16 protein-coding genes are annotated in these 17605 nt (G+C 38.3%); 4 read left to right on the top strand and 12 right to left on the bottom strand.

Translation table 11 applies throughout. The features are described 5' to 3' along the window. Positions 1-38: 38 nt before the first annotated feature. The 6 genes from AC5SLP_RS06070 to AC5SLP_RS06045 all read right to left on the bottom strand — a co-directional run bounded on the left by AC5SLP_RS06070 (position 39) and on the right by AC5SLP_RS06045 (position 7310). Positions 39-917 carry an EFR1 family ferrodoxin gene (locus AC5SLP_RS06070; RefSeq protein WP_495254259.1) on the bottom strand — a complete coding sequence of 293 codons (879 nt, stop codon included), beginning with the start codon at positions 915-917 and terminating at the stop codon, positions 39-41. 119 nt (positions 918-1036) lie between these two features. Next, positions 1037-2983, bottom strand: a complete 1947-nt coding sequence (acs, locus tag AC5SLP_RS06065) for an acetate--CoA ligase (protein WP_495254258.1) — start codon at positions 2981-2983, stop codon at positions 1037-1039. Between the two features lie 90 nt (positions 2984-3073). After that, positions 3074-4717: a cation acetate symporter gene (locus tag AC5SLP_RS06060; RefSeq protein WP_495254257.1), complete on the bottom strand. Its 1644-nt coding sequence runs from the start codon at positions 4715-4717 to the stop codon at positions 3074-3076. Beyond that, positions 4714-5028, bottom strand: coding sequence for a DUF485 domain-containing protein (locus tag AC5SLP_RS06055; RefSeq protein ID WP_495254256.1), 315 nt, complete (start codon positions 5026-5028; stop codon positions 4714-4716). Before AC5SLP_RS06055 ends, AC5SLP_RS06060 begins: the two co-directional genes overlap by 4 nt. Before the next feature lie 128 nt (positions 5029-5156). After that, a complete protein-coding gene (locus AC5SLP_RS06050; protein WP_495254255.1) occupies positions 5157-5834 on the bottom strand; it encodes a response regulator transcription factor in 678 nt (225 codons plus the stop codon). 3 nt (positions 5835-5837) lie between these two features. Further along, on the bottom strand, positions 5838-7310 hold the full coding sequence (locus tag AC5SLP_RS06045; protein WP_495254254.1) for a sensor histidine kinase: 1473 nt from the start codon (positions 7308-7310) through the stop codon (positions 5838-5840). 119 nt (positions 7311-7429) lie between these two features. On the opposite strand from AC5SLP_RS06045, the gene AC5SLP_RS06040 reads away from it, so the two are divergent. Next, complete coding sequence (locus AC5SLP_RS06040) at positions 7430-8425, top strand: agmatine deiminase family protein (protein WP_495254253.1); 996 nt, start codon at positions 7430-7432, stop codon at positions 8423-8425. Beyond that, entirely contained in the window at positions 8422-9321 is a 900-nt protein-coding gene (locus AC5SLP_RS06035; protein ID WP_495254252.1) for a cation diffusion facilitator family transporter, read from the top strand. The genes AC5SLP_RS06040 and AC5SLP_RS06035 overlap by 4 nt, the downstream gene beginning before the upstream one ends. Positions 9322-9402: 81 nt before the next feature. Here the strand turns inward: AC5SLP_RS06035 and feoB are convergent, their stop codons facing one another. Both feoB and AC5SLP_RS06025 read right to left on the bottom strand, forming a co-directional pair. Next, positions 9403-11502, bottom strand: coding sequence for a ferrous iron transport protein B (gene feoB / locus AC5SLP_RS06030; protein ID WP_495254251.1), 2100 nt, complete (start codon positions 11500-11502; stop codon positions 9403-9405). Then, positions 11499-11726 carry a FeoA family protein gene (locus AC5SLP_RS06025; RefSeq protein WP_495254250.1) on the bottom strand — a complete coding sequence of 76 codons (228 nt, stop codon included), beginning with the start codon at positions 11724-11726 and terminating at the stop codon, positions 11499-11501. The genes feoB and AC5SLP_RS06025 overlap by 4 nt, the downstream gene beginning before the upstream one ends. A gap of 109 nt (positions 11727-11835) precedes the next feature. Between AC5SLP_RS06025 and AC5SLP_RS06020 the strand changes: the two genes are divergently transcribed. Next, positions 11836-12708, top strand: coding sequence for a carbon-nitrogen hydrolase (locus AC5SLP_RS06020; RefSeq protein ID WP_495254249.1), 873 nt, complete (start codon positions 11836-11838; stop codon positions 12706-12708). A 57-nt stretch (positions 12709-12765) separates the two neighbouring features. Beyond that, entirely contained in the window at positions 12766-13980 is a 1215-nt protein-coding gene (locus AC5SLP_RS06015; RefSeq protein WP_495254248.1) for a hypothetical protein, read from the top strand. Positions 13981-14032: 52 nt separating this feature from the next. Here AC5SLP_RS06015 and AC5SLP_RS06010 read toward each other — a convergent pair whose 3' ends face one another. The 4 genes from AC5SLP_RS06010 to AC5SLP_RS05995 form a co-directional block, all read right to left on the bottom strand. Next, on the bottom strand, positions 14033-14671 hold the full coding sequence (locus AC5SLP_RS06010) for a LysE family transporter (protein ID WP_495254247.1): 639 nt from the start codon (positions 14669-14671) through the stop codon (positions 14033-14035). Positions 14672-14696: 25 nt separating this feature from the next. Then, positions 14697-15266, bottom strand: coding sequence for an NUDIX hydrolase (locus AC5SLP_RS06005; RefSeq protein ID WP_495254246.1), 570 nt, complete (start codon positions 15264-15266; stop codon positions 14697-14699). A 3-nt stretch (positions 15267-15269) separates the two neighbouring features. Then, the gene (gene corA / locus AC5SLP_RS06000) at positions 15270-16229 is read right to left on the bottom strand and encodes a magnesium/cobalt transporter CorA (protein WP_495254245.1); all 960 of its coding nucleotides are present in this window, start codon (positions 16227-16229) and stop codon (positions 15270-15272) included. A 61-nt stretch (positions 16230-16290) separates the two neighbouring features. Then, positions 16291-17457: a peptidoglycan DD-metalloendopeptidase family protein gene (locus tag AC5SLP_RS05995; RefSeq protein ID WP_495254244.1), complete on the bottom strand. Its 1167-nt coding sequence runs from the start codon at positions 17455-17457 to the stop codon at positions 16291-16293. Positions 17458-17605: the final 148 nt, after the last annotated feature.

The following is a 17605-nucleotide window of genomic DNA, read 5'->3' as shown; positions in this document are numbered from 1 at the left end:
GTTCCTTTGGTAGATTTTATCTTTACATGTAAATATGTCTATACACAAAAATAGTCGCGAAAGTGCTTCCAGAAACCTCTGCTTTCTGGGGTTATAAAAACTCTATTGCGCTCTTTTGAGCTTAGATAGTCTTGAAGATGATACCCCTCTTTGATGACAAATCCATGGTACTTTTGAGCATGGATTGCATGTGCGGGACACTGGTAAATGCACCGCATACAAAAGAGGCATTGATTATGAAAGACCAGAACATTTCCCTCCTGTGTAATATTTCCGACAGGACAATTTTTAAGACACGTCAGGCAGAGCTTACACGACGATGTTGCATGCAATGCCATCCCAAAATGTTGGCGACCATAACGACTTTCAAGAATATGAACCCATTTTGCGATGAAATGCCATAACGGGGAAATAAAGAGTTTCGAGCGTTTACCTTCCATCAACTCTTTAGCATGAAGGGAAACTTTTATATTTACCGTATCTATCATTTGAAGATTTAAAGCATTTGGATAGCTCACTATAAAATTACATGGCATCAGATAGAGAAAATCATGAAAAACATCATACCCTTTTTCGCCCAAAATACGTTCTAATTCTTCTGAGGCGGCGTTATTGATTTGATGATTATCTGCGGCTGATTTGAAAAGAAATACTTTAGCCTTTCCACGAGGAAGGGACAATGCAACGTCTAAAACATTCGTAGGTGCACCTAAGCCAAGTATAGGAAAAGCAATACCGAAGCGATCATATGTTGCAAGAGTATCTCTCAATTTTTGCAGCGCTTCCACCTCTTTTTGTTTGACACTCAACGTTAGAATATCAACCGTTGCCCCTAATGTTTGAAGCGCTTTTGATAAAAGCTGTGAGACATACAGTGTATTTCCCGTTCCCGAAAAAACAAGGATGGCTATCTTCATCATTTCTCTTTTTTAGTTTTACATGTAAATATTTATCAATAAGATATTGTAACAAAATGTAGATGGAGTATGTGAAAAAAAGGTAGCGGTTACACGTTACATGTAACCGCTGTGGAAGATTAAAACTGAACGAGGTTTTGGATTTTCTCAACGATGCTTGGGTCTTCCAAGGTTGAGATATCTTGTGTAATGGGCTCTTTCTTAGCAATCGCACGTAAGATTCTTCGCATAATCTTACCGCTTCTCGTTTTTGGAAGCCCCGGAACGAAACGAATGGCATCGAGTTTTGCAATATTACCGATTTCTTTGACGATGAGCTTGTTAAGCTCTTGAATCATGTAAACCTCTTCGCTGAGACTATCGGCACCTTTGATGACAATGTAAGCAAAAATACCTTCCCCTTTAATCGGATCAGGTCTGCCAACAACAGCCACCTCTGCCACGTTTTCATGATGCCCAAGTACAGCTTCAATCTCAGCCGTTCCAATTCTATGTCCTGAAACATTGATAACGTCATCCGTACGTCCTGTAATGACGATATAGCCGTCATCATCGTACATCGCGCCATCACCTGAGAAGTAAACAGGCTTACCATCTTTCTTACAATCACCAAAATAAGACTTCACAAAACGGTCACTATCGCCCCAGATATTGCGAATCATGGAAGGCCAAGGTTTGGTGATGCATAAAAATCCTTTTTCGCCTTTTGGCGTTGGATTGCCGTGCTCATCAATAATCTCCGCTTTAATGCCTGGAAGCGGGAATGTCGCACTGCCTGGTTTAATCGGTGTTGCGCCAGGAAGTGGTGTAATCATATGACCACCCGTTTCGGTTTGCCACCATGTATCGACAATCGGACAGTTACCACCACCAATTTCATTGTAATACCACATCCACGCATCGGGGTTAATAGGCTCTCCAACGGTTCCTAGCACTTTAAGTGAACTTAAATCATAACGAGATGGCGCGTCAGCACCCTCTTTATGTAACAAACGAATGGCTGTTGGTGCGGTATAGAACTGATTGACACGATGCTCTTCAATCATGCTCCACCATCTACCTACATCGGGGAAGGTTGGAACACCTTCATACATAATGGTCGTTGCACCCATCGCGAGTGGTCCATAAACAATATACGTATGTCCCGTAATCCAGCCCACGTCCGCCGTACACCAGAACGTATCGTTCTCTTTTACGTCAAAAACATGTTCCATGGTATATTGCGCCCAAAGGATGTAACCTGCACTGCTGTGTTGTACACCTTTTGGTTTGCCTGTACTGCCTGAAGTATATAACAAGAAAAGAGGGTCTTCAGCGTCCATCCACTCAGGGTCGCAGTATTGTGATTCGTTCATAATAATTTCATTGTAAACGTAATCACGCCCCGGAACGTACTCAATGTCTTCAAAGTTTCTCTGAACAATCAAAACTTTTTCACAGCATTCACAGCCTTCTTTTAAAGCTTCATCAACGACGGGTTTTAGCATATACGGTTTACCACGTCTAAAAGCACCATCGGCAGTAATCACAAGTCTTGCTTGTGCATCTTGGACACGGTCTCTTAATGCGTCTGCGGAAAATCCACCGAACACAACAGAGTGAATCGCACCAATTTTTGCACATGCAAGCATTGCAAATGCCGCTTCAGGAATCATTGGCATATAAAGAACAACACGGTCTCCTTTTTTGATGCCAAAACGATTTTTCATCAAGTTTGCGAGACGATTAACACGATAAAAAAGTTGTAAATAGGTGATAATACGGCGTTTACCGTCCTCACCTTCCCAAATAATGGCCGCTTTATTTTTGCGGCTCTTTAAGTGACGCCCTAAGCATTGGTGTGTAACGTTTAATTTGCCACCTTCAAACCATTTGTAGAACGGAGCGTTATCTTCGTTTAACACTCTATCATAAGGCTTAAACCACTCAATTTTTTCACGTGCTAGCTTATCCCAATATCCCTCAAAATCCTCATCAGCTTGGATACAAAGCTCCTTATACTCACACATGTTCTTAATTCTGGCTTCTCTGCTAAGCGCTCTACTTGGTTCAAAAAGTTGTGACATCGTTACTATCCTTTGCTATAAATTTTATAACGCCTCATCGAAATCTTAAGGCAAAATTTGCCTCTTTCGAGGCAAACCTATAGATGTTTTTTAGTGACTTGAAGCACCCTCAGCGCCAATACCTGTTTGGCTTCTGATGAACTGATGCTCGTACGCTGCTCTCTCAGTTTCAGCGTCTTGTGAATTATCGATAAGGGAGAAGAACCAAATACCAATAAACGCAATCGCAACTGAGAAAATCGCTGGGTTACCGTATTTGTAAAGCGGTGCTGCATTGTGCAATACATCAACCCAAACTGCTTTACTTAAAATAACCAAGATAATCGCTGTTAAAAGACCTAATGTTCCGCCTCTTACAGCACCTTTGGTTGTCAATTTACTCCAAAACATTGATAAGAACAGAATTGGGAAGTTCGCACTTGCCGCAATAGCGAAGGCTAAACCAACCATAAACGCAATGTTTTGCTTTTCAAATGCAATTCCCAAGAAAATCGCAATAATGCCAAGCGCAATCGTTGCATATTTTGAAACGCGCATTTCTGTCATTTCATCCGCTCTGCCTCTTGCAAAAACATTTGCATAAAGGTCATGACTTACCGCACTAGCACCTGCTAATGTCAAGCCAGAAACAACGGCTAGAATCGTTGCAAATGCTACGGCTGAAATAAATCCTAAGAACATATTACCACCAATAGCATGCGCAGAGTGAATCGCTGCCATATTGCCGCCACCAATTAATGTATTCTTTACAGAATCAAAATATTGAGGATGACCTGTCAATAAAACGATAGCACCAAAACCTATAATGAAGGTTAAAATATAAAAATAACCTATAAATCCAGTTGCAAAAAAGACGGATTTTCGAGCTTCTTTCGCATCGCTTACCGTAAAAAATCGCATCAAAATGTGTGGAAGACCTGCCGTTCCAAACATCAAGGCGATACCTAAACTAATAGCCGATATCGGGTCACTTACCAGACCGCCGGGGCTCATAATCGCATCGCTATTTTTAACAGCAACGGCTTGTGAAAAAAGTGTTTCAACACTAAAATTCATTTGATACATAATCATCACGGCCATGAATGTTGCACCGGAGAGTAACAAACATGCTTTAATAATTTGTACCCATGTTGTTGCCAACATGCCACCAAACGTAACATATAAAATCATTAAAATACCAACCATAACAACGGCGTATTCATAATTAAGACCAAATAAAATTTGAATCAACTGACCCGCACCTACCATTTGAGCAATCAAATAAAGAGCTACGGTTGCAAGTGAGCCAAATGCGGCAAGGGTGCGAATCGGCGTTTGTCGTAAACGATACGATGCAACGTCTGAAAAGGTATATTTTCCAAGATTTCTAAGTTGTTCAGCGACTAAGAAAAGGATGATTGGCCAACCGACTAAGAAACCGATAGAATAGATAAGTCCATCAAAACCTTTAGTATAAACCAACCCTGAAATACCAAGAAAAGATGCTGCGGACATATAATCGCCTGCAATGGCTAAACCATTTTGAAAGCCTGTAATGCCTCCGCCTGCGGTGTAAAAATCTTTTGCCGTTTTTGTACGCTTCGCCGCCCAATAGGTAATGCCTAGTGTTCCAGCAACGAAGACTAAGAACATAACAATTGCGGACATATTGACTTCACTTTTTCCTGAAACTTCTGCCGCTCCTGATGCAAAGAGCACGTTGGTTAATGCTAAAAGCAACAATCCCCATCTCATTTTTCACCCCTTGCTTCTTCTTTAATTTGATTGGTAAGGTCGTCAAACTCACCATTAGCACGTTTAGTATAAATACCTGTTAAGATGAAGGATAAAACAATAACGCCAAATCCCACAGGAATACCAACAGTTGTTACCCCACTTCCAATTTTCTGCCCAAAGGTGGCAGGTGAAAAAGCAATTACAAGGATAAACGCGTAATAAACAACCAAGATAATGATGGATAGTCCCCACGCGAAACTACTTCTTTTTTGCACAAGTTCTGCAAATTTCGGATTAGCTTTGACTCTGTCATAGACATGCTGACTCATAAATGCTCCTTCTTTTTGATTAGGTACACGATGACATTGTAAAGAAGTAACGTAGCATTATCGTAGCATTTGCGAAAAGTGAGAATAAGTAAGATTATTTTGAAAAAAAGTGAGTAAAAATGTAACTTTTAGCGTTTTTGTTCGGGGAAATACTTCTCAATCTTATAGCCAACACCTTTAAGATTGATGATAAAATCTTCCTTAAGAAGCTTGCGAAAACGGCTGATTTCAGCTCTAATTGTGGCGTTATCGACGGGTTCATCGTTCCAGACATAACTGCGGAATTTTTCGAAATCAACGACCACGCCCATGTTCTCACACAATAATGTAACTATTTGTAACTGTTTCTTTGTGAGCACTTGGACATTGTTATTATAAAAGAGCATCTGCTCTTGTTTGGAGAAGACGTATTTGGGACTTAAAATGATATGTTGTAGATTTTTAATCTCATACTCTTTTTTGATTTTATCAATGCGAAGGCCGAGTTCTTTAAGGTGAAATGGCTTTTTAAGATAATCAGACGCTCCTAATTCAAACGCCTTAGAAATATCATCAATATCCACATTGGCACTAATAAAAATCGTTGGAAAGGTATGTTCTATCTCATTGAGGGATTTAAGAAGATTAAGACCATTTAGTTTGGGTGTATTGATATCTAAGATTAACAGGTCATAGACATCATTTTGTATCGCTTCGTACGCCTCTTCCCCATTACCAAACGCAATCACTTTATGCCCTAGCGCTTCTAAATACTCTTCGATAGAGCTTCGTAACATCAATTCATCTTCTAATAAAACTATTTTCATCCACTACCCTTTTAAAAATCGGTAAGAAAAACGTGTTGTACTTTCATTGGACGTCACTTCAATGTTGATTTCATTATGGTCGCATATCTCTTTGACGATATTCAGTCCTAGCCCAAAACCACCCCTTGCTTCATCTTCTCTATAATAGCGATCAAAGAGTTTCTCAGGTGATTTTATCCTCTCGCCACTGTTTTCAACTTCAAACATCACGTATTGTTTTTGGGCATAAACATTTACATGTAAAGGCTGTTTTTCATAACTATACTTAATGGCGTTGGAGATATTATTATCGCAGATGCGTTGCAACTCTATCTCATTAAAAAAGATAAACAGATCAGGTTCAATGTGTGTTTCAATAACAAGCTTATTGCCTTCTGCGACATCTTCAAAATACTCCACGCGCTCTTTCACAAATGCCGATAAATCAATCATCGACTTCTCGTACACCACGCGGTCTTTTTTGACCACATAGGCTAAATCTTCATAGATATTATCCAATACTTTAACCGCGGCCTCAATTTTAATGAGATAAGGGTTTTTATCAAATTTGAGATTGTACAAATCAATATTCATCAAAATAATCGACAAAGGCGTATTAATTTCGTGAATGGCATTTTTAACAAAGCGGTCTTGTTTTTCAAGAAGTTCTTGCGTAAAAGCAACGGAGCGCTTTAACTCTTCCGTCTTTTGCTCAACAATCGCTTCAAGGTTGCTATTGAGCTTCAACAGCGCGCCATTTTTATCGCGTATCTCTTCTATCATGGTATTGGCATGACTCACAATTTCTTGAAACTCTTTAAATTTAATCTTTTGCATATCAATAAACTGATAATTTTGTGAAGCTTTTTTAAACGAATCAACGATAAAACGGATTTCACGCGTCATAATATCACTGACATAACGATACTCAATCGTACTAATCATATATAAAACAAGGGTTAGCATATAGGTTTTGATGATAAAGTTAATGATTTTATCTTCATATTCTTTGTTTTTTTGCGCTAAAACATCTTCAATACTGCTTGTTTTAACCCCACTTCCAAGAATCAAGCCTAAAGGCGCATACTCTTTGGTGATAATGATGTCTTTGGTCGTTTCATCATCATTCATGGGAGAAGAACGAAAGAACATCTCTCCGCCTGCTTTTTCTAAAAAAATATAATGCGTCTCATCCAGCGGTGTAATCAGCGCATGCAAATCCTCTTTGAGTTTGTTATACATCACCTCTTTGGGAAGTGACCCACTTTGCATAAAACGGTACTCAACAATGCGCCACAGCTGATTCATCTGAAACTCAACATTCTTCTTTTGCATTTGAATGTAATTATTTTCGATTTTTTGAACTTCTTTTTTAAATTCAAGGTACTCATTGACAATAATCAAACACGCAAAAATAAACGCGAAAAATCCTGCAAACAAAATCGCTGTAAAGTTGATTTGATTGATGCTTTTGGTATCTTTGCGTTTGAGTAACACTGATTTCCTTTTTACATGTAAAATAATTAGGAGATATTTTACCTTGTTCCCAATCAAAAGAAGATGCAAAAGCAATTTTGGTATAATTTATCCTAAAATAGAGCTACATGGAGTTACAAATGAAACTAAGAATACCCGCCGAATGGGAAGAACAAGAGGCTTTAATTGTCGTTTTTCCACCGAAAAAAAGTGACTGGGCACACTCCATTGAAGCAATTCACCAGACGTATCTCACGTTTATCAATGCGATTGCTCGTTTTCAAAAATGCATTGTCATCTGTGAAGACAAACAAGCACTTGCCAATCTTTTACCTCATTTACAAAATATAGAATTGATTGAGATGCTCACCAATGACACATGGGTCAGAGATTTTGGTGGCATCAATGTCTATAAAAATCATAAACGAAGAACCTACGATTTTATTTTTAACGCATGGGGCAATAAATTTGATGCCAGTATGGACAATACCATTACCAAACGCCTCTTTGAAGAAGGGCATTTGCAAGGAAAACTCAAAAGCTTCGACTTTGTGCTCGAAGGCGGAAGTATTGATGCCAATGGACACGGCGTGATGCTGAGTACGGCGTATTGTTTGTATGAACAAAACCGCAATTCGCATCTTTCCAAAAAGAAAATCAAGCAAACCTTGGTAGAGCTTTTTGGGTTAAAAGAGTTGATTGTCTTAAAACACGGCGCATTGATGGGTGATGACACCGATTCGCACATCGACACTTTGGCACGTTTTATCAATAAAGATACGATTGCGTATGTCAAATGTTATGACAAAAACGATGAGCACTACCAAGAGCTTAAAAAAATGGAAAAAGAGCTTGAGAAAACTTCATTTAAGTTGGTTCCGTTGCCGCTTCCCTCTGCAAAATATTTTAATAACCACCGCATTCCTGCGACGTATATGAATTTTGTATTGATTAACAATGCGGTCTTAGTTCCTACGTACAGCGATGCTTATGATGCACAGGTACTCAAAACCTTTGCACATTATTTCCCCGAAAGAGAGATTGTAGGCATAGAAGCTTCTGTTCTCATCCGTGAACACGGTAGTTTACACTGTGCTTCTATGAATGTATATAAAGAGAGGGATGACAACAAATGACGCTTCAGAAAAAGGCTACCGTAGTTTCGAGTGCTACTGCTACTTTATTGATTATTATTAAACTTTTCATCGGCATTATGAGTGGTTCTGTTGCCGTTTTGGCTTCGGCTATTGATTCGGTTTTAGACCTCATTGTTTCAGCATTTAATTATTTTGCGATTTTAAAATCCGAGCAACCTGCTAATAAAACCTTTAACTATGGCAAAGGGAAAATTGAAGCGCTTGCAGGTGTCATTGAAGGCACCGTCATTACGGTTTCGGGTATTTTCATCTTTTATACTGCCATTAAAAAAGCCATTTACCAAGAACCTGTTGAATTTTTACAACACTCTATCATTGTGATGATTATCTCTTTGGTCATTACCATCGCTTTGGTTACTTTTTTGAACTATGTCGCCAAGAAAACGCGTAGTATGGTCGTCAAATCAGACGCCTTACATTATAAAACGGACGTGTTAAGTAATGGCGCTATTTTAGTCTCACTGATTCTGATTCAAGTCACGCATTTTGAACTCATCGACTCCATCATGGGTGTGATTATCTCGATTTATATTATTCATTCAGCGTATGAAATTATCCGCGATGGTGTTTATATTTTGCTAGATGCCTCTTTAGATGAAGCTATTGTCGAGAAGATTAAAAGCATTATTTTAGAAGAAAAAGAGATTAGCGATTTTCACTACCTCAAAACCAGAAAATCTGCCAATACTAACTTTGTCGATGTTCACTTTGTCTTTAGCCCGGGCATTTCACTCTTACGCGCACACCACGCAGGCGATAGAATTGAAGAGAAGATTAAAGAGTTGATTCCAGATGGTGAATGGGTTATTAACGCACATCTTGACCCGTATGATGACTCAGAAATCAATGACATGCGTTTGGTAAAGATGGACTAAGTCATAAGCGTTCTTGCAATGTTGCAAGAACGTTTAAATACCTTCGGTGCTTTTGACACTTTACGCTTTTTATCCTTATTCTTAGCCGAAAAATAACGTCAAGCGATAGCCTATAAACGCCAATCCCCAAGCAATGATAGTGGTGAAAACGAACAGATAAAACAGGTATTTATACCCACCACTCTCTTTCACAAAGACAATGGACGCCGCCATACACGGTAGATAAAACATCACGAAGATGATAAACGAAACAGCCGACGCAACGGAAATTTGTTTTTGAAGTTCTCCGATAAGGCTGTCATTGCCCTCATCCACGTCAGAGCCAAGTGCGTATAAAACCCCTAACGTCGAAACGACCACCTCTTTCGCTGCCAAACCAGACTCAAGCGCAATGGTCATTTTCCAGTCAAACCCAATCGGCTCAAACAACCAATCCGTTGATTTGCCGATTTTTCCCAAGAAACTTTTTTCCAAAAGGTGTTGTGCTTTTTCATTTTCCAACGTAACTTTCATCGCCGCATCATTCGTTTGTTCGATTTTTTGAGTGTAAGAAGCTTCTATTTCAGGATATTTAGGGTAATTACTCGCAAACCAAATCAGCAATGACGCACTTAAAATGAACGTTCCCGCTTTTTTAAGATACATAATCGCTTTTGTAATAACCGTATGCCAAATGAGTTTAAAAGAAGGCAAACGATACTTTGGCATCTCCATAACAAACGGCTCATCTACTCCTTTAAATACAAAAAGTTTTAAAAATTTAGCCGACAAAAGACCAACAAGCGCACCTGCGATATAGATAATAAACAACACATTACCCGCATGTTCTTTAGAAAAAAATGCACCTGAAAAAAGGACATACACAGGCAGTTTAGCCCCACAGCTCATAAACCCGATGATAAACAATGTTATGAGTCTGTCTTTATCGTTTTTAAGCGTTCGTGCGCTCATATACGCAGGTACAGAACACCCAAACCCTGTAACGAGCGGTATAAAACTTTTACCGTGCAATCCAAAACGGTGGAAAAAGCCATCGAGCAAAAACGCCACTCTTGCCATGTACCCTGTCGTTTCTAACAGCGCTATGCCTAAAAATAAAATGACGATGTTGGGCAAAAACATCACCACAGACCCAACACCCGATATTGCGCCATCGGCAATAATAGAGCCAAGTTCACCTGTTCCAAAAATCGTTTTAGCATAATTTCCAAGTGCTACAAAAAACGCATCAATCCAATCCATGGGAATCGAACCTAAGGTAAAGGTGAGTTGAAATAACCCCCACATAAGAAAGATAAAAATGGGAATACCATAGACTTTATGAATCAAAAGCGCGTCGATTTTTTCGGTCACACTGCGTGATAAATGCTTTTTACATGTAAGAGTTTCAAACACTGCGCCTTTCGCAAATGAAGCTCTCTCTTCTGCAAAAATCTCACCAATATCTTTTGTCTCATAATGCAAATACAGATGCTCCAGCGCCTCTTTCAATCGTCCCGACAGTTCGACCCAAATCGGCTCTTCATGCATTTGTTGGTACGTCATCGAATCTTCTTGCAACAACTTAAGCGCCACATCACGATACGACAAAGCCGTTTTATACCGTTTTTCGCTCAAAAAAGTCGATAGATTTAAAATCTCTTCTTCAACGACATCGCTGTAAATTAGTTTGGATTTTTCAAACGGAAACAACGAAACATCAATCGCACGATTGAGTAATTTTCCAATGCCTCTTTTCGTAGCAGCTGAAACCTTAACACACGGCACGCCTAAGATAGAACTGAGCTGTTCATGGTCGATACACAAGCCTTCTTTATGCGCCTCATCCATCATGTTAAGTGCTACAATCATCTTTTTGTCGAGTTCTAAAAGTTGTGTGGTGAGATAAAGATTGCGTTCTAAATTGGTAGAGTCCACAACATTGATGATAAGGTCGTAATGCTCATTTTCTAGAAAATCTTTGGTAACACGTTCGTCTTGCGTGTAGTCATTGAGCGAGTATGTTCCCGGAAGATCGACGATTTTGATAGCATGGTTTTGCGCATTAAAACGCACTTCGGCTTTTTCAACCGTCACGCCTGAGAAGTTACCGACTTTTAGCCTTGCATCGGCAATGGAGTTAATGAGCATACTTTTGCCCACATTAGGTTGCCCGACAAGGGCGATAATCAGCTCTTTCATAGTCCTTCAACCTCAATACGCTTTGCCTCTTCAAAACGAAGCGCTAAAAGCGTGGTACCGACTTCGATTTCAATCGTACTTTTTGCCATACTTGTGGCTTTGACTTGCAAAACGCTTCCCTTGCGAAGACCAAATGAAAAAAGTCTCTGTTTTAACTCGCCATCCGCATCAATTCGTTTTACAATTCCTTGTTCGCCTGCATTCATATCTGAGAGTGCTCTCATTAAAATCCTTAATTGATAATGCTCATCAAGATTGTAAGTTAAAACGGATTAAAAGCTCATTAATGTATAATAAATACAACAAAATTAAGTCTTTATAGAGGTGAATTTTATGAAAGTCGGACTCATCCAACACGCCATTGAAACTACCCAAGAAAAAACCATAGCCAAAACCGTTTCACTCATCCAAAAAGCCGCTCATGAGGGTGCAGAGCTTGTCGTGTTACAAGAACTTCACCAAGACCGCTACTTCTGCATCAACGAAGATGTCGCGTGTTTTGACCTCGCAAGTAACTGGGAGCAAGACATCGCTTTTTGGTCAGGCATCGCCAAAGAAAACAACGTCGTTTTAATCACCTCACTCTTTGAAAAACGCTCGGCAGGTCTCTACCATAACACCGCCGTCGTCTTTGAAAAAGACGGAAGCGTCGCAGGCAAATACCGCAAAATGCACATCCCCGATGACCCAGGCTTTTACGAGAAATTCTACTTTACCCCAGGCGACATGGGCTACAACCCCATCCAAACCAGTGTGGGCAAACTAGGTCTTTTAGTCTGTTGGGATCAATGGTACCCCGAAGCCGCTAGGTTAATGGCGCTTAAGGGTGCAGAAATGCTCATCTACCCCACAGCAATTGGTTGGTTTGACGAAGACATGGAAGATGAAAAACGAAGACAATGCGACGCATGGGAAACCATCCAACGAGGTCACGCCATTGCAAATGGCTTACCCGTCATCAGCGTCAATCGCATCGGCAAAGAAGAAGACAACCACGGCGTACTGGACGGCATCCGCTTTTGGGGCAACTCCTTTGTCGCAGGTCCCCAAGGCGAGATCATCGCACGCGCCAGCCACGACCAAGAAGAAGTCCTCATCGTCGATGTAGACTTAAAAAGAGGCGAACACGTCAGACGCATCTGGCCATTCTTACGTGACCGTAGAATCGAGACGTATGGGGATTTGACGAAACGCTTTATCGACTAAAACCTTTTTACATGTAAAGTTTTTAGGCTTTACATGTAAACCTTTGGAGTGCTCATTATGAATTTTGAAAAACCTTACGAAGAATATTCAAAATATGAAGCAGAAATATTTGTAGGCACAAAACCTTTAAAAACGACAAAAATAAAATGTTTGTTATGGTTACCAAAGAATACGATGGAAGAACCTCATTTTTATTTCTTTTTAGAAAACTTTGAGGAATATAAACATTTTAAAATATTAATAGAAAATACTATTCATTTGATTAATGTGAAAATTGATGTTACGTTTATAGATGGAACAATCAACAAAAAACACATTATTAAAAAAGCTTATTTTTCATCATCAGAAGCAAGACTAATTTCAAAAAATTGGCATGAATGTTTTATAAAATGCCATTTCCCAAAGTATGTTATTACAACTCAAATAGCAAAAAAAGAAAGTAATAAATTTCGTTTTTTTATATTAGAAAGCAGATTATTAACAACAACTCTTTCAACCACAGAACACTATACAGGTGAAATCTCACGTGATATTTCCTCAAAAATTTTGATTGAAAAAGAAGTAAAACATTTAGGGATACAAACCATTGAAACAGACAGATACATCGGCAAGCAAAAAGCAAATATCTTAGAAATCACGCCTGATGTTTCGATTGATACTATGCTTGCATTTTATAAACGTGTCACACCCATTGTCAATCTTGTACTTTTATTAACATCATTTGCAGAAAGGCGTAGATTAAACTGGAGCAAATGCGATGGCTTTGTCGGAGATAATTATATTGAAACATATAACACACGAACTTTGTTTTACCAAGACAAAGAGGCAACTCTCTTAATCAGCCGCTTTGAATTTGAAAATTTTTTAAAAAGTTCATTACAAAAAATAAAATTTGAAAATATAGACTATATTACAAAACTCTTACGCTCTTATCTCTCAGGGATGGAATACTCTGTCAATGCCAAAATAATTTTATGGAACTCTTTACTTGAAAAAGTATTGAAACGTAAATTTGAAAAAAAGAATGATAAGCAAAAAGAAGATTTATTGAAACGAATTATTGATATATCTGATTTAGTTCCTATACAAAACTTGATTGATATTAGAAATGATATTGCTCACGGTGACGATAATAAGCCCGAAAAATTATTTGACATGGTTGAAAAATGGCAAATACTGATTGAAAGAGTTTTATTAGCTGAACTGCAATGGCATGATTTATCAAAAACCGATGTGGGAATAAACGGTATGAAGCCATATGGTCTCTATTAATTGAACAACTCGAAATCATCTAAATATTTTTACATGTAAAAGATTTCTCGCCTTATTTTTGGCTCATCGTAGCGACTTTGAGTCCCAATCCTATCAAAACACATCCGATTGTTTTTTCGATGCCGCGCTTGTACTGTGTAAATTTTTGCAACAACACAGGATGACTAAAGAAACTTGCAACAAAAGCAAACCAGATAAAATGCGCTACCAATATAATCGCCCCAAACATGATTTGTAACCATAATGGTGTTTGTTGATTGACAAATTGGGTAAAGATACTTAAAAAGAATAGCGTTGCCTTTGGATTTAAGGCATTGGTAATAAACCCTATTTTAAATGATTGCAAACGAGAAATCCCTTTTACGACACTTGCTTTTGTTGTAATGTTCAGATGTGATTTAGAACGAAGCGATTTCCATCCAATATAAAGTAAATAAGTTGCACCTAAATACTTAATAATAGAAAATAAAATAATAGATTGGGAGATAATAAGCGCTAAACCAGCAATAGAATAGAAAACATGAATCCAAAGTGCCACACTAATACCAAGTGCGGAAAAAATACCAGATGATTTTCCATAACTCAAGCTATTTCGTGTTACCATTACAAAATCAGCGCCAGGGCTTATTGCCATCAAAATTGCAATAATTGTGATGGCAATCAAATCTTGAGAATATGTCATAATTTCCATTTATTGTCCTTTTTTTTCAAAATGACTATTTTTCGAAGTTTTTAAAGTACCACATCAACGCAAACATTAAGCCTGAGGTGGTGGCGATGCTTTCGTCGAACATAAATTCAATGGTCTCTTCGCGTTTAAGGTAGATGACTTCGATGTTTTCATTTTCGATGCCGCCGCCTTCATCGACTTTCATACTATCATCGAGTATGGCATAGTAAAGCGTTTGGCGTCCACCTGCAAAACCAACGGCGGTGTAAAAAGACGATATTTTTTGCAGTTTATCAAGCGGTACATCGTAGCCTGTCTCTTCTAAGACTTCTTCTTTAGCGATTTCGATTAGGCTTTTGTCTTTATCGACGATGCCAGCACAAAGTTCATACGTAAAACCATCTTTATTTTTCACATAAATGGACGGGCGAAACTGTTTGACAAAGACAAACGAGTCTAAGTCTTTGTGGTAAAGTAAAATAGCAACACTGTTGTGGGTATCGACGATGTCCCAACGTTTTTCAACACTATTGTGCAAATAGTACATGCTTTTGGGTTTGATATACTCAGAACTCACACACTCTTCAATTTTAAGAACTTCAATCGTGTGTTTCATAGCTTAAATCCACCCTTTTTTTCTAAAAATCACCAATGGCGAAATTGCAGAGATGACCATGAGTACAAGCGAAAAAGCGTAACCGTATTGCCAGTCAAGCTCAGGTAAAACTTTAAAGTTCATACCATAAATACTTGCTATCAATGTCGGTGGAAGAAAAATAACGTTCATAATCGTAAAAATTTTAATGACTTTATTTTGTTCGATGTTCAAGACACCTAAGAAGATATTTTGTAAGTAATCCAGACGCTCAAAATTAAATTCCGTATAATCAATCAGCGACTTAATATCCTTAAGCATAATCACAACGTCGTTGCGTAGCGTTGTATCAAGCTTTGTTGATTTTAAAAACGAGGTTAAAATGCGCTGTTTATCCATCAAGTTTTCACGAATATTCATGTTCAAATCTTCAAAAGATGAGATTTTCTCCAACATCTCTTCATCATCATTTGTATAGTCGGTAAAAACATGTTTGCGAAGACGGGTGATGTCTTTTGAAAGTTTTTCAATAATATCGGCATCCGCATCGACCCTGATATCAAGCAGTTGTGAAAAAATATAGTAGCCGTTTTTGAATTCACGCGGTGCATAGTAGAACCGTTTGCTAAACTCTTCAAACGTTTTGAGTTCTTTATAACGAATCGAAATAAGCACGTTACCTTGCAAGATGAAAGAAACGGTTTCGTTATGAGCACTGTCTTCATTGGTAATCAAAAAGAAACTATTGATTTCTATTTTTTTATCTTCTTCCCAATAACGTGAACTGATCTCAATCTCTTCCGATTCTTGTTTGGTTGGAAAATCAATCCCAAACGTTGTTTCAACAAATGTGATTTCATCTGATGTTGGCATAAGCATGTCAAGCCATACGACTTTGCTCTGTTTGTCTGAATCATTATCGAATTCGCTCAAATCCGTGATGACTTCGAGCTTATTATTATTTCTTAAAAAACATCTTACCATGCTACGCTCTTTTTTTTTAGAATTCTATCGCAAATCGGTTATATTTTGTTTACATGTAACATTAACTTTTTTCAAGAGGATAGATATAGTCAAAATTATCTTCTTTTACAGGAGGAAGATTGTTATCAAACGCATTTTGAATTTTCTCTTTTAACTCTTTGGTGTACTCCGTAAAAATTTTCAAATCTTTACCGCTTAAAGCACTTTTCGCAATTTTGACAACACTGGCTGGATTGATAGCAACATTGCTACGATAAAGTCCAAAATGTAGATGTGGTCCTGTACTAAGTCCCGTATTTCCAACATAAGCGATGACTTGGCCTTGTTTGACACGTTGTCCACTGCGAAGCCCTTTTGCAAAGCGATTGAGATGCCCGTACAATGTCTTATAACTGCTATCATGGCTAATTTCTACCACATTTCCATAACCACCTTTTTGACCTGCAAACGTTACTTTACCATTGCCGGCAGAACGAACAGGCGTACCCACGGGAGCAGCATAATCAATCCCTAAATGCGCTCGATATTTTTGCAAAACAGGGTGCCATCGCATCTGTGTAAATGGAGATGAAATGCGCGTATAATTGACAGGTGTGCTAAGTAAAAAATTGTCGAGTTCTTGTCCCTTTTCATCGTAGTAGTTCTCTTTATAATAAAAAATGTAATGCTCTTTTTTACCTGTTTCGACCATAGAGACTTCAATTTTCACGGAACCAAACTGCTTACCAAGCCGTCTTTTTTGTTGATAATATAAAACGAGTTTATCGCCTTTTTGAAGATTGCGTAGATTGACGCCACCTTTAAACGATTGTGCAAATTCATTGGCTAAAAGATAGTTATTGGTAGCATTGACAATATCAAGATAGGGCGAGCGTTGAATATTAATGACCAATTCATGCTCTTCTTCTTGTAGCTTTATGGGTTCAATTTCCATAATAAACTTATCATTCACTTTCTTAATATGCATTTGTACTTCTTCTCCAATGGGAATCAGTACTTGTTCTAACTCTTTGTTGTCATTGCGTAAAACTTGGTATTTAACGCCTGCCATAATTTCAGCGGCAAGCTCTTGTTCTTCTTTGTCGAGGGAGTAATAAATATCTTGTGGTAATTGATTCTTTTCCAAAAAGGTTAAAAATGTTTCACCTTTTGGCCATTTTGATTCATCGAGGTATGCGGAGCAGGAAAAAGACAAAAAAAGCATCCATAGCAACGTTAGTCTGATCATTTATCCCTCCTCATATTGGCAGATTTTAGCGGAACAAATCTTACAAAATGCCTAAAATAGACCATTTAACGAAAAAGAAGTTTTTTTAAAACACTTATTGTATAATCTGCTCTAGAAAAATAAAAAGGGTCTATCACCCTTCAAGGAG

The sequence above is a fragment of the Sulfurospirillum sp. E15m genome, from assembly GCF_059415145.1.
The sequence above is the reverse complement of the archived record's forward strand: the minus strand, read 5'-3'. Positions and strand labels throughout refer to the sequence as shown.